Source organism: Vibrio sp. 10N.286.51.C3 (assembly GCF_003050065.1).
In the GTDB taxonomy this organism is placed as follows: domain Bacteria; phylum Pseudomonadota; class Gammaproteobacteria; order Enterobacterales; family Vibrionaceae; genus Vibrio; species Vibrio crassostreae.
The window spans coordinates 135,035-155,776 of the sequence record NZ_PIGC01000012.1; the positions used below are offsets into that span (position 1 = coordinate 135,035).

Here is a 20,742-nt window from a genome sequence, read left to right on the forward strand (position 1 = left end):
TTAGTTTCTTGCTAACTAACAGTTCAAGTGCATTATGCAGCTAAATGAATCCAACAACAGAAACTCACTGGTCAAGTACCAAGAATTTGTAAAGGTAGGCTCAATAGCTGATCACCTGTCGATGCAAAATACCAGATAACACCGATCAAACTGCTCACTAAACCCACATACCAAACGAACGACACGACTTGACCGTATTTGTCTAACGGCAACAAATGACTGTGATGACGCCCTTTCCATTCGAACAGTATTTCAACACTGCCCATGATCAATAAGAAACCAAACAGGGTTAAATTCAATTGATAACTCAATACCACGCCAGCAACAGCTGCCGCGACACACAATACAATGCCAAGTACACTGTTCATCGAGAAACTGATACTTTTAAGAACATGACCGCCATCAAGAGGCAAAATCGGCAGTAGATTGAACAGGTTTAACAAGGCATTAAATACCGCAAGCCCAGCAAAGAACATCTCGCCAGTCGCCCAGTACAACACCATAAATATCAACGACAATATCAAGCCAAACAATGGCCCCATGATTGAGATAACCACATCTTGCCAGCGCGTATTAATCTTTTCATCGGATAACGCCAAACCACCAAGAAATGGTATCAAATAGATGCCTTTGGTCTTCATGCCAAAGTATTTCATCGCTCTGATATGACCGTACTCATGGAACATTAAACAGGCAATTAAGGCCAGAGCAAACTGAATTGAAAACAACCATGAGTAAGCCGCTAAACTCGCAGAAGCAAGAACGACCTTAATTAGCTTAGCGCTTTTCAGCGCTTTCATGCCAAGCGACACCAACCCAATTAAGCTAAAACGCTTCTCTGGTTTAGGAGCAACAACAGGGGTTTGTTGCTCGATATCTTTGGTATTTCGATTGCCTTCGGTAATGGTTTGGCCATTAACCGATGCTTTATACGTCATCTCAAACGGTTGCCACTGAACGGTCGACTCAACGTGACACTGCAACGTTTCTTCTCCAGCACGTAGTGCAAATTCGTGTGTTCGTGCGTCTTCTTGGTCTGTGGTCGCATCTAATTGAGATACCAGAGTGTTGTCCCAATACAACTGTTGCCACCCTGCCATTGACCCTTCTAATCGAAGTGGTTTACCAAGAAACTCTATCGCGAGTAATTCCAAACTCAAATTCCAATTTAATGACTTCTAACGAGTGTCGATATTATGCCGATTTAGCGATCGGCGGTAAACATAAACAAAGTTGTTACATATTGAGCAATTGAACATTATTTGTACCAATAGCTAACATAAACATTCTGGTCACACCTCCAACCACAAATAAACTATTGATTGTAATTATATTATTAGTGTTAAAGTGCCGCCCCTCGAAAATATAACCTCACAAAATAGCAACTATTTCTTTGACTTTATATAAAACATGAATTTAACATACTGTTTACATTGAAGCTTCGACACCAAAAATGCTCAGTGTGTTTTCAAACGATAATAATGAAATTCGATGCCCTAGGAGGGTCAAGGATGAAAACAATACAACGCTCTCTCGTTTCTCTTTCAGTGCTATTTGCATGCAATTCACTTGCGGCTGGTTTCCAAGTTGCTGAGCATTCTGCCTCAGGTCTTGGTCGCGCATTCTCAGGTGAAGGCGCTGTAGCCGATAACGCGAGTGTACTAGCGAGAAACCCCGCCGCAATGACCCTATTTGATACAGCCCAATTTTCAGGCGCGGTTTCTATCGTTGATCCCGAGGTAGACGTTACTCAAACCAAAATCAATGACAGCGACTTCAACCAAAAATCATCAGATGTCGCTCCTTTACAAATTGTCCCTGCTGCTTATTACATTAGTCCTATCAACGACAAATGGGCTTGGGGAATTGGCATGTTCACGACTTACGGAGTAGCCACTGATTACCCAGATGACATTTATGCAGGTGATTTGGCAGGTGACACATCACTAATTTCAGTCAACTTAAATCCAAATATCGCGTACAGAGTTAACGATAGTTTTAGTGTAGGAGCTGGCGTTAACTTTGTTTATGCAGAGGCCGAGCTCAACAGACACAAAGGCAGCCTTCCTGTTGGTGGCTCACCAAGTGACAAACTAATCTCGATGACTGGTGAGACTTTTGCTTTTGGTTGGAATGTGGGCGCGTTATATGAACTGAACGAGTACAACCGTTTTGGATTTGGTTACCGATCATCCGTTGAACTCGACTTTGATGAAGGTGAGTTCACTGATTACACAGGTCTAAAAATGGAAAACGGCGCTCCTGGTAAAACCACAGGGCGCCTAGAAATTGAACTGCCCGATATCTTCGAATTATCTGCTTTTCATCAACTTAACGATGCTTGGGCAATACACTATGGTTGGCAGTTAACTAAGTGGAGTAAGTTCAAAGAGTTAAAAGCCACTAGTTCAGATTGTAAAAACAATGAATGTTTCTTAAAAACCGAACATTACGAAGACAATCAGAGATGGTCTGTAGGTGCAACCTACATGGTTAATCAAAATTGGACGGTACGAGCGGGTCTAGCGTATGACGAGCAAGCTGGTGAAGCGACATTAAGCATTCCAGACAGCGATCGTATGTGGTATTCAGCAGGCCTCACCTATTCTATTTCAGAGAATATGACTGTCGATGCTGCATTTGCACTCGTACAAAGTGAAAGCGGTTCGTTTACCGAAACTGATGCGGCGGGACAAAAGCTTACATTTGATGCTGAAGGCGTTGCTTACCTTTCAGCGATACAACTTAACTACACCTTCAACTAACCGTACGGGAATAATTACATGAACAACAAATTTTCTTTATCTCTCGTATGCTCAGCATTACTGCTTGCGGGCTGTGGGGACAATAGTGAAAGCTCTGGTGATTCAACAGCGGCACCTTATTCAGATGCAATCAACCAATCATTAGCTAGAAGTTCAAAAATTAGCTTCACTCTTCTAGGTAATGAAGCGGATGTTCCTCTTCCTTCGTTTTTCTTGTTCGATACCAACGATCACACTCTAAATATTCCGTTAGATGCAAATTCAACGGGACTCTTGAATGATCCAAAAGTAGCCATGGGTGAAGCTGATGGTTGGAGTACTATCATGCCGTTCACTATCAATGTGAATCTTCCAAGTGATAGGACGCTGAAGAATGATGTCGTGATGATGGGTACGACACCGTTTAGCGCGCACCTAAATGCCGGTGTAAAAGTTGCTAAAGTGGATGTTGACCTGAGCACCGGTGTCATGTCTAACTTTACTGCTCTAACTGCTGGAGTTGACTACTTAGTGGCATCTAGCGATTTTAAGACCATACAAGTTTTACCTCTTAAAGGTTTAGATCCTAGCTCTGACTACATCTATGCATTAACTGACTCAATTGTTGATAGCGCAGATGAACCACTTGGAACATCAAGCTCTTACGCATCTTTAAAAACGAAAGATATTGACCAAGCAGGCTCGCTCGATTTACCACAGAAAATCATCCATCAAGTTGAAGCGTTGTTCGCTGGCTATGGTTCTGTATCAAGCTCAGATGAAATCATATACTCATCTTGGTTTACTACGGCGTCGGCAGGTAACGTTATGAACGGGACCAAAGCTGCAATTGCACAAACAGTTAGCCCCGCAGTTACCCCGTCTGATATATGGAAGAACCTAGCGAATCCAAATAGTATTTCGGAAGCTGATCTTGATAATCTGTATACATTTACAGTTGATGGAACGAAACAGGATTTTGCTACAGCTGTACAAGCTGACGCGATGTTTAAGAGTGCATTTGGTGACGATGCTGCAACACAATTAGCTGCGGGTTATAACACTAACTTTTCAACACCAGCAGCAGCTTCTATTCAAGTGTATCGAGGAACAGTTGAATTACCGTACTTCCTGTCAGATTCGTTAACTAACAATGCGTGGAAAACAACGCCTTGGCGCAGTGCGATGCCTAGTGTTTTAACTATCTTGAATGTACTCAGCTCAGGAAGTGACTCGGACAAAACAGCTATTGCTACACAGCTGGCAGGTTTAGGGATCACAGAGCCTGCTACTCAACTCTATCAAGCAGAGTACCAACAATTACTCATTGGAGAAAAGTTAACTCTTGCAAGCGGAGAGCAATTGGATAGCGCTAGAGTTATGACGAAATACAGCGCTGTACCGCAAATTCGAGCAGCAAAGTCAGTGCCATTCGTTATGTTTGTACCTGAAGGAGCAGCTATCGACAGCAGTTTACCAATTTTACAGTACCAACACGGTATCACTAGCATCAAAGAGAGTGCTTATGCTTTTGCGATGCAGCATATTGGCGGCGCACTTACTGGAGCAGCACCATACAAACCCTATGCAATTATTGCTATCGACCAACCACTTCACGGTCAACGCGCACTAAGTGCAGATGTTGTTACGACACCAACAACACCTACTGTATACATGAATCTTGAGTATTTACCTGTTGCACGAGATAACATCCGTCAGAGCGCCATTGATGGTCTTGGAGTTCGTTTTGCGTTAAATTCTGCTACTGATGCAGCATTTAGTAACCTCGACAAAACGAATGTGTCTCTATTTGGGCATTCTATCGGGGCGATTACAGGTATCAGCTCTTATACCGTTGGTAACAGTTCGTTGAACCCTGCTATTGATTCTATGTTTAGTTATACAAGTGCAACACTTGCTAACCCAGGTGGTGGCATTGCACCTTTCTTGCTTAAGTCAGGCTCGTTTTCTCCTGAGATTAAGCACACCGTGAGCCTATCAAGTGTAACCGAGTACCAAGCACATTATGTAAGTAACTGTGTGCCAGTCAGTAAGTCAGGTGGTGATTGCTTTAATGAATACTACACAGCCCTAAGTAGTGATAGTGCTTCAGCCTCAGACAAAGCAGTCAAAGCGACAATCGATTCGACCCTTACTTCATTCACTTATGCTGCGCAAACAGTTCTAGATAACGTTGACCCATATAATATTGCATCTACAACTACGGGACCTGTGCTTGGTATTCAAGCGAATGGTGACGAAACGATACCAAACTCGGTCGCTGAGTTTCCAACAGCAGGTACCGAACCCCTGTTTAAAAAGTTATCCTTGGTTAATACTGCACTGGACTCTTCGGGAGACAAGCTGGCTTCGTATTTTGACAAAGCATCTTCAGAAGCAGACCACTCCACTGTAATTTCTCAGCAAAATGCTGGTGATGCAGCAGCCAACGCAGAAATGACCTCACAAATTGTACAATTTACCTTGTCGCAAGGTACTGGCATTGCAACCGTAACCGCTGGCTTGTTAGATGCGAGTAAGTAAGCGCATGAGCAAAATTTAATTTAACCAAATGCCAGCCTAACCGCTGGCATTTTTGTATCTGTCGTTCGAACAAGTCACCTAGTTAACCGTTTGCATAAAGCTTTAAAACACAAATGGTTGATCTCAGCTAAAATTAATCAAGACAGAATACCGTACGACCTCTTTCTTTATTGTAAATAAAGTGGATAATAGCCCCGTAATTTAATACCTAATAAATGTGAGTCCATTATGTCTTCTGAAGCTACTATGCTAGAACGCTGCCAATCTAAATGTGAACTATGTGGTTCTGATTCTTCTCTTACTGCATACGCAGTGCCGCCACACAGCCACGTAACAGTGGATCACGGCATCATGGTATGTGACAAATGTCTTGGTGAGATTGACGATCCTAAAGATATCAACCACTGGCGTTGTCTGACTGACAGCATGTGGAGTCAAGAAGCGCCAGTTCAAGTAACTGCATGGCGTCAACTTACTCGTCTGAACACAGAAAGCTGGGCTCAAGACGCGCTAGACATGATGTACCTTGAAGAAGAAACGTCAGTTTGGGCACAAATCGGTATGTCTGCTGATGACAAACCTCTTGACGTGAACGGCGTTGAACTTAAGAAAGGTGACGACGTAACAGTAATCAAAGACCTGCCAATCAAAGGTACTAACCAAGTGATTAAGCAAGGTACTGTTATCCGTGGTATCAGCGTTGGTGACGATCCTAAGCTTGTTTCTGGTAAAACAAACGGCGGTCAATCAATGTACGTAATCGCTGAGTTCTGCCGCAAGAAGTAATTCTTCTTTAAGCTGAACAAAATCTAAAAAGGCGCTAATGAATAATTAGCGCCTTTTTAATATCTCAAATTTTCACGGCTTAAGACTATGAATAAGTTGCTCACGGTACTCCTTAATGACAGACACCAAAGAGCCTTTGATACCACTGACTTGTTTTGAGTGCGGGCACCACAATGCAAATCCAAATTTGAATCCTTCCACCATTTGCGCAGAGTGAATGGGCTCTATTGAATGTTTTGAAAATTCAGAGGCGGTAAAAAATGCCTTAGGAAGAAGTGCCCACCCAAAACCCTCTTCAAGCATTTTGATCATTAACGAAAGCTGATCAATCTCTTCATAGTCAGAGCTCACGATAATCTTTTCAGACATACCTTCGTCAATCAGAGACTTCAATACGAACTGTTTAGAGTTCCTTAGTGCGACTAATACTTCGTCTTTATCGATATGTGAGAGTTCTCCCCCTTTCTGTCCGAATGGGTAGAACTCAAAATGCCCAAGGAAAGTAGAATCAAAACTATGCATCGCCCGGCTATTGTGAGCATTCACAAGTCCAAAGTGATATTCCCCACTTTGTATTCCTTGTTTAATTTCGTTCTTATTCCTAACCAGAAAGTTCACTCGCATCATTGGGAAATCGTGCTTGAGTCGTTTACGTATATCGACCAACACACGTTGAGGAACGAAACTAGAATACGCGATTGTTATTTTCTCTAACCCACCATAAGAAAGGCTCAACGCCACCTTATCAAAAGTACGTGCTTGCTCAATCGTCTGTTTTGCGTAGTGATAAAGGAGGTGCCCGTCCTCTGTTGGTTCAACAGAGCGCCCGACTCTTTCAAAAAGATTCACCGCCAGATGATCTTCCAAGTTTGTAATCACCTGACCCACGGTCGTTCTGTGTTTATTGAGCTTTATCGCGGCTTTACTGAACGAAAGCTGTTCATAGACAGTCACAAACGCGAGAAGTTGTTCAATACTAAAATTCATGTTGATGTGCTTCGGTTCTTAATAATTCATTGAATTCAGAGTAAGAGATAGCGATTACTCTTTTACCCGTTTACAACCTTACTCTTTAGTATATACCCAAATTTACTTACTTTTGATGGATCTGGTCCTCTATATACGATTATCAACATTGAACTACTTCCGTTATCGTTACCTTCTCAAAACGATAGAGACAAACCCATGAACACAATGCCGCATGAACTCGTGTGGGGTGAAATCTATTTCCCTCCTTTATTATTGGTTATCGCGTTAGCTTATGTATTGACGATACTGACTGGCTCAATCGCAACAAAACTTGGGCTACATAAATATGTCGCTTTTCCTGCAATTGCCGAATTAAGCCTAATCGTGATTTTCGTCGGCGTTATCGGCCAATTCATTACCATTTTCTGAGGCACTAACCTTGATTAAACGTTATCTCATCACGCTACTACTGGTCGTTGCTGCAAGCTCTGTGGTTTATAGCTATTACCAATCTTATTCGAGTACCCCCTGGACTAGAGATGGTCAAGTCAGCGCTTACATAGTTTCAATTACTCCCCGAGTTACAGGGCAAGTGACTAAACTCCATATTGAGGACAACTCACAGGTGGCTAAAGGCGACTTACTGTTTGAGATCGACCCAAGCATTTATCAAGCGGCCTACAATAAAGCGTTGGCGGCACAGAAACAGGCTCGCGCGCTCTTAGCAAAAGCTAAAAACGAAGAGCAACGCGCGTTGAACTTAGAAAAGAGAACGCCTGGCGCAATGCCAGTGCTGACGTTGAATAACCTGAATAACGCAGTTGAGACAAACGCCGCTAACGTTGCACTAGCAAAAGCCAACGTTGAAGAAGCGCATTTAAATCTTGAATACACCAAAGTGTACGCGCCAACAAACGGTTACATCACGAACTTAAACCTACGAGAAGGCTCTCAAGTGGTCGCCAATACACCGGTAGTTGCGTTGATCGATGAAGACAGTTTCTGGATCGAAGGTTATTTCAAAGAAACTGATCTGGTTAATGTTGGCCCAAACGACAAAGCTGTTGTCACTCTCATGATGCATAACGATATTCAATTAGAGGGTCATATCAAAAGCATTGGGTTTGGTATTGCAACACAAGACGGCAGCACTGGTAATGACCTTCTTCCTAACGTGAACCCAAACTTTCAATGGATTCGCCTTGCTCAACGCATACCAATCAAAGTAGAGCTCGATAACGTGCCTGAAGACTTACAACTTCGTGTTGGCATGACAGCTTCGCTCAAAATAATCAAATAGTTGGATGTCTTTATGTTCAGTGCATCAACCAAAGAAGCCATTAAAGCGGCTCTCGCTATTGTCATATCTATCTGTGTTGCGTTGTGGTTTCAATGGGAGAAACCCTATTGGGCGGCGATTGCGGTTGCGGTCATGGCACTGAACGAGAGCTTTGCTCATTCAATAAACAAAGGCCATAACCGATTAATGGGCACCTTGTTAGGAACTGGCTACGCCTTTTTCTTGATTGCGATGTTTTCGCAAGACCGTTTTCTATTCCTGATGTTTTTCACCTTATTTCTAGGTACATGCATCTTCATGTCGAGTGATGAAAAATACGGTTATGTCTTTTCTATAGGCTTTGCAGTTTGCTCAATCATCTCTTGCATGGGTGGGTTCGATAACCAAATTACATTCTATTTTGCAGTGCTTCGAATACAAGAAACTCTATTAGGTGTTATCACCTTCTCGATTGTTTATCGTCTGATCTGGCCTGTAAACACTGAACAGAACTTCGTACAACGATTTGAAACAAGCAGAGAAACGCTGATCGCAGCAATGAGCGATACCGACAACCTTGATATAGAGGCCTTAGAGTCCAATACCGCTAATATTGAAAAGCTCTATCAACTGTTGGATTTACCGCTCACTGGCAGTTATCACCTAAAAGAAAATATTCACGCATGGCGTTTACGAATCAATGAAATGGCGCATATTCAAGATCGTCTGCTTGAACTTGCCTCGGATGAACTGAGTCAAACTCTTGATTGGGCGGCTCTCACCGAAAAAATGGAAAAACTGGAGTTAATGGCGCCAAACTCGTCACTAATAGATGATGTGCCATTTGTGATGACTGAAAAGAAAAACGTTTCTTGGCACCATGAGCACCGCACGTTTGTTCAACACCTTAATGAAGATGGGAGAAAAGTCTTACAAGGTGTATCGATGTTCGTCACGTCGTTATTGGTTTGGATATACCTGCCTGTACCGGGTGGTTTTATCTTCCCGATGATTGCGGGCATATTTTCTTCAATGCTTCCAACTATGCCGCCAAGTGTTATTAAGGATGCGTTTTTTGGTGTTATTGGTACGGGCACAGTTATCTTGCTTCAATATATCTTTATCATGCCGATGATGACTGAATTGTGGCAATTGGCGCTGTTCTATTTCATCAACAGCATTGTTATATGGAAAGTGTTCGCGACACCTAAACTGATGGTGCACCGAATACTTGGCATTAACCTGCTGGTCGTACTTACATCTGGTGCGCTTAATCTAACACCGGTTTATCAAATACAAACACCATTGCTGATGTTAACCACACTGCTCATCATTTTGATGATAGGCAAATTATTTACCGACCTCTTTAGAGTCAAGAGTATCGCTTAATCTCGTTACGTGGATTAGCTTAACTTGGGATAAGAAAAACAAGAAAGGCGCTGATTAGCGCCTTTGGATACTCTATTGTTTACTGATTCTGGATCAGTTGTTGTTTAGCCACACATCTTGGTTTTGTGGAGCTTTCTTCTTCTTTTTCTTCTTGCCTGTACCAGCCGGTGGCGCAACAGGTTTTAGTGCTGCGATCAGTTCAGCTGTGGCTTCTTCATCCACTTCAAAGCCTTCAATTTGCTCACGCTCAAGACGAATCTTGTTCTTCTTCTCGATGATTTTGAAGTGGTGGTAATCTTCGTGATCGATCAAAGATAGCGCAAGACCAACCTCACCCGCACGACCACTTCGGCCGATACGATGCATGTAATCTGACGGGCTACGCGGTAAGTCAAAGTTGATAACAACTGGAAGTTTTTCAATATCCAGACCACGAGCCGCGATGTCTGTCGCAATCAGAACATCAATCTCGCCAGATTTGAAATCTTCAAGGATACGAGTACGTGAACCTTGCCCTTTATCGCCGTGGAATACTTCTGCGATGATGCCGCGTTTGTAAAGCTTATCTGCTAAGTGCTCACAGCTGTTCTTTGCGTTTACGAAGATCAGTGCTTGGCGCCATTCGTGTTGTTGAATCAGGTGCGCTAACAATGCAGTCTTACGGCCTTTTTCTACTTCGAATACACGTTGAACTAGAGTGCTCGCGTTGGCGCTTTGAAGTTGAACTTCAATTGGGTCAGTAAGTAGTTCGTGAGTAAGCGTTTGAACTTGCTCTGGGAACGTCGCAGAGAACAATAGAGTTTGCTTCTTGCTTGGCAGAAGCTTCAAGATAGCGTCTAGTTCTTCTGTGAAGCCAAGGCTCAACATACGGTCAGCTTCATCAAGCACTAACGTTTTAACTTTGTCTAGCTTGATTGCGTTGCTTGAAATAAGGTCAAGTAAACGACCTGGCGTTGCCACCAAGATATCAGTGCCGCCACGTAGTGCTTGCATCTGAGTGTTCACAGACACACCACCAAACACACAAACAGTCTTAATCGCACCGTTAAAATGCACTGCGTAAGATTTAACGCTATCAGCCACTTGCTTTGCCAGTTCGCGTGTAGGCACTAAAATAAGGCCAGAAACGAAGTTACCTTTGCCTGAACGACGGTCTAAAGGTGCATCTTCATGAATCTTTTGTAACAGTGGAAGTGCAAATGCTGCGGTTTTACCTGAACCAGTATTTGCGCCTGCAATTAAATCGCGTCCTGCTAACACACTTGGAATAACTTGCGCTTGGATAGGCGTTGGCTGTTGATATTCAAGCTCGGTAAGACGAGCCATCAAAGGAGAAATTAAGCCAAGATCAGAGAAGTTGGTTGGTGTAGTGGTGTTAGTCATTAATTGCAGGAACTCAAAGCTAAAATAATAGCGCGCTATATTAACGTATTTCAGCAGTATTACGTAACTAAATCGCCCTTTCGCTTCTATTTCGCCGATTAATAGCCTCCATAAACGAAGTTATCGATGTGAGAACGTTGATACTCGCCGTACCTACTTCGTCTAAATGTATTCTAGTTATATGATTGTCGTGGTTGAAACATTGCCGTGGTTGGCACTTAGTTCAGCCACCCTGCTACCGTTTGTTCAGGTGCATACGAGTTGGGTGCGGTTAACCATACAGCTAAAGCATCTGGCGAGGCGACTAGCGGGTCAAAGTCCACATTGAATTGCCATTCAGATTCACCACGTTGGTAACCGTCGTAAACCACGACAAAATCATGTTCGAGTTTCTTACCTCTGTTTTCTCCCGCTTTGACGCTAGTGACTTCGTTCATAGCTAATAAGGCAATATGAGCTACATAATCACCTTTACCTTCGTAACTCACACTGAACGTGTCGCCTTTATGATTGACTGTCAGCTTGGGGTTATTTTGTTGTGGGAGCGAAGGTAACGTTCTATCGAGCCAATTGAAATAACCACGCCACTCTTTTCCGTCAACGATAAACCCCGGAGTATAAACCCCGCTTGTCACTCCATAAGCTTTATACAAACGTTGCTTCTGACTGAAGGCTTTGCTCGCGAACTTATCCCCCCAACCGAGATAATCCCAGTAATCGACGTGATACGCGAGTGGGATGACTTGTGTCCAGATCCCTGGGTCATCTTCAAAAGTACTGAGGTAGGCATCAGCAGGCGGACAACTCGAACAACCTTCAGAGGTGAACAGTTCGATAACCTGTGCAGGTTGCCCTTCGTTACTCCATGTTTGTGCATTCGACACTGAAGAATAGAAGCCGATCGGTAAGGTAAATAAGCAAAGTTTAATCAATGATGAATTGCGTTTGGCGTGTGACATACCGAGATCCTTGTACAAAGCGAATTGATTGGCGCTCAAATACAGACCGTTATTCCTAGGTTTTTCTTTCTGGTGCTTAGTTTGCGAAGAGATAGAGTTTATTTCAGATACAAAAACGCCAGCTTGAGAGGCTGGCGTTTTCTTAAAATTCTATATTTACATGTTAACGCTGAAATTAACGGTTGATACCGATATCGCGTTGCATGTGACCTGATAGGTCGCTTGCGTAGTAACTACGTGGAGAGTTGTCTACGAAAAGAATATCGAAAATGTGTGCAATCAATCCTTTGAAGTTAACCGAGTAGGTCTTCTTATCCATAGAGTTAGGAACAGCGATAGTATTCATTTGTACTGCTTGAGCCATGATTGCCTCTCTATAAATTTATTAATGTGTTTCGTTCTGATGACAAGAATAATAAGTGAACTTTTGCAGGTTAAAAAATGACTAAAATTAGATTTTGGAATTAGTTTTTCTAATAAAACAAACCATTAACAACACCACAAAATAGATATGCATACTATATGAGTATAAATTCAATATAGTGTTTAAATCATGCATTTAGTACAAATACCCCGCAAAAAAAAGTGGCCAATGTCACAGAAAATTTACATAAATAAATTTTCCACTTCATCAGCCACATGTTCATTATCAACTTTTCGATAAGTTATATTTGTTTTTAATTTACTTGTTCAATGCCTGGCTTCTTCGCATAAACCGACGCTATAACCGCAATCGTCATAGTAGAAATCAGCACAGCGAGCGACCAATAAGTTGGGATAGCCCACTCACTGTCAACCAATAGCATTTTCACACCGATGAACACCATGATGAATGCCAGTGCCGGTTTCAAGTAGATGAACTTGTCCATCATACCTTGCAGTACAAAATACAACGAACGAAGGCCAAGTAACGCAAATACGTTTGCCGCTAATACCAAGAACGGTTCTTGTGTTACCGCAAAGATCGCAGGGATAGAGTCCAATGCAAACATCACGTCCATGACTGCAATCGCACCGATTACCAACATCATTGGAGTGAATGCCCATTTAGCACCCTGTTTAACCATTAATGCAGGGCCATGGAAATCCTCTGTTACCGGCATCACTTTACGAAGTAGCTTTTCAGGCAGTGTATTCACACTCTCCTCTTCGCCCTTGTCTAAAGCCAGCTTAATACCTGTACCAATCAAGAACGCAGCGAACACGTAAAGTACCCAGTGGTATTCAGCCAATAGTTGTGCGCCTAGTGCGATCATAATTGCACGAAGCACCAATGCACCAATTACACCCCAAAGAAGCGCACGAGGTCTTAAATGCTCAGGAACTTGGTATTGAGCAAAGATCATCGCAAAAACAAACAAGTTGTCTACGCTAAGGGATTTTTCTAACAAGTAACCCGTAATGAATGACACTGTTGCTTTTTGCGCTGTGTAGTCACTGTTCGGCGCATAAATGTCCCAAAACAGATAAATAGAGCCAGCAAACAAAAACGCGAGTACAAACCAGAAAACACTCCAGATTGCCGCTTTCTTAATAGTAACGTTGCCGCCACGAGTCTGATAGATATCAATAGAGACGAGAATAACCGTCAGCAGGAAAAAGCCCGCATAAGTCGTCATGATTGGCGATGAAAAAAAGGATTCACTATTTGTAGATAATAGAGATTGAGTTGAGTTCATTATTCCTCCGGGCGGAAGAACTGTATAAGACCTTCCGCAAACAAAGCATATCAAGCTCCATTACGGATCTTGACTGTGATTGCGTTGGTCTCGTTGAAGTGAAATATGGGATTTCACCTTTACATACCGGATAGACTCTTGGCCTAACGAGATGACGATATGTAAACTTGCGCTAACTACTCCCCAAACGCGTGGATAATAATCCTCTGATTGTGTTTCGTCTATATAAATTTGTACGTAAAAAGCAAAAAAGGAGCAATCTGCTCCTTTTTTATTTCTTCCACTTTGGCTTAGTATAGCGTGTATTGATAATAGGAATACTGCGACTGTTCAAAAGCTAGTCTTATCCAGCGCACAGAACCATTACAAACCTGTAGTAGGCACCAAATACACTAACGCTGACCAAACAGATACCCAACCTACAACAGCTATCGCATCTAACCAATCTTTCTTATCCATGCAAATCTCCACAAGAAGGGACCTGCAGAGATAAAGCATAAACGATGCCAATTTTATAAATAAGCCAAGGTAATGATGCTAAGTATCTGTATCACCTGTGGTTATCTGAAACAATCCATGCAATTCAACGGTTCATTGTGTTGAAGCGACTCTGGGTGGTCTTGTAAAAACGCAATGAAGCAGTCTGCCATGGAGTCAGTAGTTACCGTGCCATCGCCTATCATATCCAACACCGCGTTATAGCCCTCTTTCCCTTTCATGGTGTAGGCTGATGATGCTCCGCGATAAACACGTTCACGCGAAACAGATTGCCAACCGGCGTCTTCAGAGTGGATTTCAAGATTGTGAATTCTGTGCCCTAGAGGTGCTTCTTTGTGGTAACAGAACCTTAGGTTATGTGTGTAAGGGAAGCTACCCGACCCCGTACCTACCACACCGTTATCCAATGCGTTATTGATTGCGCCTTCCAGCATGCCAGCGATCGTTTCACCTCTGACTTCATACACACCAATAGGTACGGCAAACGGTAGTAGTTTTCCGGCAATATCGGCAACCGAAACATCGCCGCTATTCAGTGAGTTTCTCACTCCACCAGAGTTGTGGATGGCAAATTCTACCGCGTGTCCTTTCTTGTTCATCAGATAATGGAACGACTGGGCAACCAACGGCGCAAGTTGGCTTGGCCCTTGTTCATCTGGGATACGAACATGGCGAAGTTTACTGTCAGCATGAGCAATCACTTGCTGCTGAAGCTTACGAACTCGCGGCTGGTATTTATCCGTCAGAATGCTATGCAATTCAGGATCTTTTTTACATACAGCGATATTCGGGTGGTTGTTCAAAAACTCACACGCCATATCATGTGCGTCGTCTTGCCCTACTTCACTCAGTTTCGCGTCTATAAAGAGTCGACGACCTAATAACAGTTCGTTCTTACCATTGAAGTGCGTCACTTTACCTTGAGAATCGAACTCAATTTCGCAGTGTCCTAGGCTCATGGCGTGGAAACCCGCTTGCACAACATAGGTATCGCCAATTTTCACACCGTATTCATCATCTTTAACTAAGCCGATATCAGAGAAATCACCTTGTAAGCGATGACTATGACCACCAACGATGACGCCAATACCTGTTACGTTAGCTGCTAACTCTAAATCAGCTTCGTAACCAAGATGGCTAAGTAACACAATCTTGTTGATGCCTGCTTGATGAATTTGCTCAATGGTCGCTTTTGCCGTTTCCAAAGCATTTTCAAACGGTGTATCGGTATCTGGGTTAGCGATGCCTGCCATCTTGTCGATGCTTAAGCCGAATATTGCGACCTTCTCGCCGTCAAATTCTTTCGTTATAAAAGAAGCACTTCGTGTTTCAGGCAGATAAGGCTTAACAATGTCGTTGTCCGCTAGCGTATGAGTTTTATTGATATCCTCATTCGATAGATTCCAGTTACCGGCCAACAGTGGGAATTTGATTCTTTTCGCGAAAATCGCAACGGGCTCATTACCCATGTCTAACTCGTGATTACCGAGCGTCATGGCATCTATATTGAGGGCATTCAACAAATCGGCGTTGGCTTTTCCTTTGAATAAAGAAAAGTACAAAGTGCCCTGGAAGCAGTCGCCAGCGTGTAGGAACAAAGTTCCAACCTTCTGGCGCTGGGCATCTTGTTCTATTTGTTTAAAGCGTGTTGAAATTCGAGCAAAGCCACCAGCACTGACATAAGGTTCAATGATGTGGTTGTTCATTTTAAGTGATAGCTGTAACGAGGTTGGTTCAAAGTATGAGTGGGTGTCGTTGATGTGTGCCAACACTATTTTTGTCGGCTTATTCTTTTTAGTCATATTTTCTTCTCTCTTAGTCCCTTCATACTAGGTCGAGAATCATGACAGAATCGTGAATTTTATGAAACTGCACTGCAAAAAAATACTCGAGATAGATCAAAAATCTCATTTTGCACCGTATTAATAAACAACGGGTTTTGTGACAGGTGAGCATACCGGATTTGGTTTTTTCGATTATGATTAAAGATATCTGTTAGCTTTCAAATAATTAGCAGAGCCTTTCGTTAGGAGTAAGCCTATGCAACTAGAAAGAATCGAGATTTCTGGCTTTCGAGGTATCAAGCGCATGTCACTCGCGTTTGACGAGCTAACCACGCTTATTGGTGAAAATACTTGGGGTAAGTCTTCATTATTGGATGCCCTTTCCGTCGTTCTGCCCTCAGACGGTGTGCCATATCACTTTGAAATGACCGATTTTCATGTCGATTACTCTGTTTCACATCCACAGTCTCAACATCTTCAAATTGTTCTCGCCTTAAAAGCTAACGATAAGAGCGAACTTAACGCAGGTCGTTATCGCAAACTCAAACCTATTTGGGTCCAGGATGAGTTTGGTGTATTTCGCATCTACTATCGAATCAGCGCGACGCTAGAACAGTATGAAACAACCACACACTATGCATTTCTTGGTTTGGATGGTAATCCGCTCAAGCTTCATCATTCTGAAAAGCTCGCTCAAGAATTAATGACCTTACATCCTGTCATCCGTTTGCGTGACGCAAGGCACTTTGATCGTCCCTTCAACGGCAAGTCTCTTAACCACAATGCTCACCTTCCTAGCAATGGTCACGCGAATAATGCCAATTCAAACGGGAACGGGAATCATCAAGCGAGCAATGGCAATAGCACAAATGGAAACGGCGCTAATAATGGCAATGGACGTCAGGCAAGAATAGAAAAGCGAATCGACAACACCTGCCGTCGTCTAATGGCGATACCCGGTCATGTTAATAAAGGTGAAATGCGCAGTAGCCTAGAGTCGATGCAAAGTTTGATTGAACACTATTTTTCTTTTAAAAGTACTTCTCGTCGTAACCCTAGAAAACAGCGAGACGGATTGCTTTATTCGGCGGGTGCCAATGATCAGAGTATTCATCAACTTGTTGAAGAAACCAAAAACAAACAGACTCGTTTATTATTCATGGGGTTACTCAACGCTTATCTACAAGCTAAAGGGCCAAACGACTTAAGACGATGTGCTCGCCCACTTTTGATCCTTGAAGATCCAGAAGGTCGATTGCACCCAACGCACTTGGCAAGGGCTTGGAGTTTAATGCAGAAGTTGCCCATGCAGAAAATACTCACTACCAACAGTGGCGATCTACTTGCTGCTGTCCCACTTCAATCAATTCGTCGCTTAGTTCGTCAGTCCGACAAAACCCTCGCCAACCAACTCAACATGAATCACTTCAGTAAGGATGAACTTCGTCGAATTGGTTTTCATATCCGTTTCCACCGCTCAGGGGCACTGTTTGCTCGCTGTTGGCTATTAGTAGAAGGTGAAACCGAGGTTTGGTTGTTCAATGAACTGGCCAACCAATGTGGCTATAACCTAGCCGCGGAAGGGGTGCAGATAATTGAGTTCGCTCAATCGGGACTTAAGGCGCTGATTAAGGTTGCACAAGAGTTTGGCATTGATTGGCATGTTGTGACTGACGGCGATGCCGCTGGTAAAAAGTATGCCGCGACAGTGCTATCGAAACTCGGTAATGATCAGGAAAGACATCGACTCACCGAACTGCCTGATAAGGATATCGAGCATTACTTATATATGAACGGGTTTGAGAGCTTTTTCCGTGACATGGTTAAGATTCCATACGATCACCCTATCCCTCCGAAGAAAGTGGTCGCCAAAGTATTGAAGAAACACGCAAAGCCTGACCTTGCACTCGCCATTGTTTCTCATTGCGAGAATCAAGGACAAGAATGCATTCCGCTTTTATTAAGGTGGACATTAAAACGCGTGATCACCATGGCGAACGGAAATACCTAAGCATAATTTTTTATAGATGCTATCAGTTGCTCTACTGATGAAATCTTTAGTTTATTATCTTAACCAAAACCAAAACCAAAACCAAAAAAGGCACACCAGATGGTGTGCCTGTATAAATTGATATACAAATTAATTGGGGGTTATCTTGCAAGAGTTCACAGTAACTAGAGCATCATTGCTTAACGTATTCGTTACGCCTTTGCTTGCTTAGCGTGTTGTTCAACAACTTCCGAAGATTGAGTCGATTTCTCGTGAAGCCATAGCCCCGTTGCTTTCATCAAGTATCCAAATACACCACCAAGCAGTAAAGATGGTACTACAAGTTGCCAATCGCCACCTGCAGCAAACGTCGCACAGCAACCAATAAAGGTTCCGGGGATATAACCGAGCCACGCTTGTTTTGCTTGAATACACATAAAGAAAGCCACAATAGCAGTAATCATGTAGCCTAAAATCTCTAACCCTGCGAAGGTTGAGCTTTCGATAATCACCATTGCCCAGAATACGCCTGTCATGTTGGTCAATAAGCTACCTGCTAATCCTTTTACGCCGCCTGTTGGCGAAGCAAAGTAACTTGTGCAACCTAAGAAACCTGCCCATGACAATAAGCCGAAAGAGATAGCTATCCATCCCCAAAGACCTGACAAAATACCTGTTGTTAATGAAATCGCGACTAATGTACTCATACTATTTCTAAAGCCTAATTACGTCATTGAACGCAACCGGATTTAGCCTCACTTAAAATCAAGTAAGCATACTATGGTAAGAACGCCTTCATTTAGACGATCGTGATCACATTAATAATGTACGCGAATGTGCATTTATCACCAGATAGAGACCGAAATCTCTTATTCAACACAATCAGTTATCAGAACTCTATCAATTTATCGTTACAGAACTGAACGTTTGCCTTTCATCATGCGCTTGCCTTCACGTTTGATACATTCAGCAAGTGGGTTTTCTGCCATGTCGGCACGCCAAATGAATGAAAGCGTACGCTCCATTTCAAGCTCAGGAACATTCAACGTCACCAGTTGCCCTGATTCAACAAACTGCTCGACATCGAGATAAGGTAAACACGTTAAATATGGGCCGTTTGCTACCAAACTTCTTAAAACAGGAACGTGTTCATACTCTCGCCAAACATCGAGATCACCAATTAAATGGTGAATAGAGCTATCAAAAACTTTGCGAGTACCCGAGCCGTGTTCGCGTAATACCCACTTCGCTTGCTCTAACTGTGCCAAACTCACTCGTTCACGCTTCGCAAACGGGTGATGAGCCGAAGCAACCACCGTTAAATGGTCAGTACACCATACTTCTTGGTGAACTCGATTGTCATCACAACGACCTTCGATAACGCCCAGATCGTATTGATAATCCAATACACCATCAATGACAGCATCGGTACTTTGCACGCCGAGCGAGATTCGCATCTCAGGAAAGTCGTTATCAATAATACTGATGAGATCCGGAACTAGGTGTTCCGCTGGAGTTTGGCTAGCACCTAATTTGAGTTCGCCACTCAACAAATGCTGCTCATAGAAACCCATCTCAATTTGCTGTGCGTCTTGCAGTAAACGCTTCGCTTTTGGTCTTAACCACATGCCCCAATGAGTCAGGGCCATTTGCTTTCCCTGCCTTTCAAACAAAGGTCTGCCGAGCATTTTTTCCAACTGTGCAAGAGACATACTTGTCGCCGACTGAGTCAACGCCAATTTGTCTGCTGCCTGACTAACGCTCCCGGAGTCTGCTACTGCATCAAATACCGCGAGTTGCTTTAATGAATAACGCAAAATTCATCCTTAATGCTTTTAATTATTTGTGTCCTGATGCTCATTTTTTATTAAGCCGATGAGCAATCAATTTCATTCTACGCGTAACCAAATCTATATCAATAAATTTGATGTGGTTTCTAAAAATTATCAATTTTACCTCTACCCCTCAACGCCCTAATCTGGAATGGCAGGACACAAGAAGCCCTGCAAAACACAATTGATTAACCATTACGGATTAACCAAGTCATTAATACTAGGAATTACACATGACGGATTGTTCAAGGGGGGGATATGGCAACCAGCACTTCTGAAAATCATCAACTGTTCTCACCAACAGAAATGATGGCGGAAGCAGAGAAGTTTGCATTAAGCAAAGCAAATAAAACCAGCAGCATGACATTGAGTTTAGCAATCATGGCTGGCGCATTCATCGGGCTTGCTTTTCTATTCTACATCACGGTAACCACGGGCAGCGCTGATGCTGGATGGGGATTGAGTCGCTTAGCCGGCGGTCTTGCATTCAGTATGGGTTTGATCTTGATTGTGATTTGTGGTGGAGAGCTGTTTACCAGCTCAGTGTTATCAAGCATCTCATGGGCTAACAAGCAGATCACCTTCACTAAGATGCTGTCTATCTGGGGCAAGGTGTATGTCGGTAACTTTATCGGTGCCATGTTCCTATTAGCTTTGGTAAGCGCAGCAGGTCTGTATCAACTGGATGGCGGGCAATGGGGCTTAAACGCTCTGAACATTGCTCAACACAAGCTACACCACAGCCCTGTCCAAGCATTTGCTTTAGGTGTGCTTTGTAACTTGTTGGTGTGTTTAGCGATTTGGTTAACGTTCAGCTCTGCTAATGCAATGACCAAGGCAATGATGACCGTACTACCCGTAGCAATGTTCGTAAGCTCAGGCTTTGAACACTGTGTGGCGAATATG

17 protein-coding genes are annotated in these 20,742 nt (G+C 43.0%); 8 read left to right on the forward strand and 9 right to left on the reverse strand.

Annotation, left to right across the window (positions count from 1 at the left end):
* Positions 1-71: 71 nt before the first annotated feature.
* A complete protein-coding gene (locus CWO27_RS14770) occupies positions 72-1,154 on the reverse strand; it encodes a site-2 protease family protein (protein ID WP_107899153.1) in 1,083 nt (360 codons plus the stop codon).
* A gap of 357 nt (positions 1,155-1,511) precedes the next feature.
* Between CWO27_RS14770 and CWO27_RS14775 the strand changes: the two genes are divergently transcribed.
* The 3 genes from CWO27_RS14775 (at position 1,512) to CWO27_RS14785 (ending at position 6,074) form a co-directional block, all read left to right on the forward strand.
* Positions 1,512-2,765 carry an outer membrane protein transport protein gene (locus CWO27_RS14775; RefSeq protein WP_107899154.1) on the forward strand — a complete coding sequence of 418 codons (1,254 nt, stop codon included), beginning with the start codon at positions 1,512-1,514 and terminating at the stop codon, positions 2,763-2,765.
* Between the two features lie 18 nt (positions 2,766-2,783).
* Entirely contained in the window at positions 2,784-5,288 is a 2,505-nt protein-coding gene (locus CWO27_RS14780) for a VolA/Pla-1 family phospholipase (RefSeq protein WP_107899155.1), read from the forward strand.
* Between the two features lie 228 nt (positions 5,289-5,516).
* Positions 5,517-6,074, forward strand: coding sequence for a PhnA domain-containing protein (locus CWO27_RS14785; RefSeq protein ID WP_017060062.1), 558 nt, complete (start codon positions 5,517-5,519; stop codon positions 6,072-6,074).
* Positions 6,075-6,146: 72 nt separating this feature from the next.
* Here the strand turns inward: CWO27_RS14785 and CWO27_RS14790 are convergent, their stop codons facing one another.
* On the reverse strand, positions 6,147-7,061 hold the full coding sequence (locus CWO27_RS14790) for a LysR family transcriptional regulator (RefSeq protein ID WP_048661999.1): 915 nt from the start codon (positions 7,059-7,061) through the stop codon (positions 6,147-6,149).
* Between the two features lie 198 nt (positions 7,062-7,259).
* Between CWO27_RS14790 and CWO27_RS14795 the strand changes: the two genes are divergently transcribed.
* From CWO27_RS14795 to CWO27_RS14805, 3 genes are read left to right on the forward strand one after another with little or no spacing between them, the layout of a single operon-like run.
* Positions 7,260-7,472 (forward strand): DUF1656 domain-containing protein, encoded by a 213-nt coding sequence (locus CWO27_RS14795; protein WP_004730923.1) that lies wholly within the window; start codon positions 7,260-7,262, stop codon positions 7,470-7,472.
* A 10-nt stretch (positions 7,473-7,482) separates the two neighbouring features.
* On the forward strand, positions 7,483-8,343 hold the full coding sequence (locus tag CWO27_RS14800; protein WP_107899156.1) for an HlyD family secretion protein: 861 nt from the start codon (positions 7,483-7,485) through the stop codon (positions 8,341-8,343).
* 12 nt (positions 8,344-8,355) lie between these two features.
* Positions 8,356-9,711 carry an FUSC family protein gene (locus CWO27_RS14805; RefSeq protein ID WP_055319511.1) on the forward strand — a complete coding sequence of 452 codons (1,356 nt, stop codon included), beginning with the start codon at positions 8,356-8,358 and terminating at the stop codon, positions 9,709-9,711.
* Positions 9,712-9,804: 93 nt separating this feature from the next.
* Here CWO27_RS14805 and CWO27_RS14810 read toward each other — a convergent pair whose 3' ends face one another.
* From CWO27_RS14810 to CWO27_RS14830, 5 genes are all read right to left on the reverse strand, one after another.
* The gene (locus tag CWO27_RS14810; protein ID WP_048662001.1) at positions 9,805-11,094 is read right to left on the reverse strand and encodes a DEAD/DEAH box helicase; all 1,290 of its coding nucleotides are present in this window, start codon (positions 11,092-11,094) and stop codon (positions 9,805-9,807) included.
* A gap of 218 nt (positions 11,095-11,312) precedes the next feature.
* Complete coding sequence (locus CWO27_RS14815) at positions 11,313-12,053, reverse strand: DUF1223 domain-containing protein (RefSeq protein ID WP_048660201.1); 741 nt, start codon at positions 12,051-12,053, stop codon at positions 11,313-11,315.
* Between the two features lie 175 nt (positions 12,054-12,228).
* Positions 12,229-12,417, reverse strand: a complete 189-nt coding sequence (locus CWO27_RS14820; RefSeq protein WP_017059812.1) for a hypothetical protein — start codon at positions 12,415-12,417, stop codon at positions 12,229-12,231.
* A 313-nt stretch (positions 12,418-12,730) separates the two neighbouring features.
* Positions 12,731-13,732 carry a TerC/Alx family metal homeostasis membrane protein gene (locus tag CWO27_RS14825; RefSeq protein WP_048612514.1) on the reverse strand — a complete coding sequence of 334 codons (1,002 nt, stop codon included), beginning with the start codon at positions 13,730-13,732 and terminating at the stop codon, positions 12,731-12,733.
* 560 nt (positions 13,733-14,292) lie between these two features.
* On the reverse strand, positions 14,293-16,032 hold the full coding sequence (locus tag CWO27_RS14830; RefSeq protein ID WP_048660203.1) for a bifunctional metallophosphatase/5'-nucleotidase: 1,740 nt from the start codon (positions 16,030-16,032) through the stop codon (positions 14,293-14,295).
* Between the two features lie 238 nt (positions 16,033-16,270).
* On the opposite strand from CWO27_RS14830, the gene CWO27_RS14835 reads away from it, so the two are divergent.
* A complete protein-coding gene (locus tag CWO27_RS14835; protein WP_048660204.1) occupies positions 16,271-18,025 on the forward strand; it encodes an ATP-dependent endonuclease in 1,755 nt (584 codons plus the stop codon).
* 191 nt (positions 18,026-18,216) lie between these two features.
* Here the strand turns inward: CWO27_RS14835 and CWO27_RS14840 are convergent, their stop codons facing one another.
* Positions 18,217-18,711, reverse strand: coding sequence for a DUF1097 domain-containing protein (locus tag CWO27_RS14840; RefSeq protein WP_017059817.1), 495 nt, complete (start codon positions 18,709-18,711; stop codon positions 18,217-18,219).
* Positions 18,712-18,915: 204 nt separating this feature from the next.
* Entirely contained in the window at positions 18,916-19,821 is a 906-nt protein-coding gene (locus CWO27_RS14845; protein ID WP_010429535.1) for a LysR substrate-binding domain-containing protein, read from the reverse strand.
* A 273-nt stretch (positions 19,822-20,094) separates the two neighbouring features.
* On the opposite strand from CWO27_RS14845, the gene CWO27_RS14850 reads away from it, so the two are divergent.
* Positions 20,095-20,742, forward strand: a 648-nt coding sequence (locus CWO27_RS14850; RefSeq protein WP_181359714.1) for a formate transporter FocA, incomplete at its 3' end; no start/stop codon positions are given.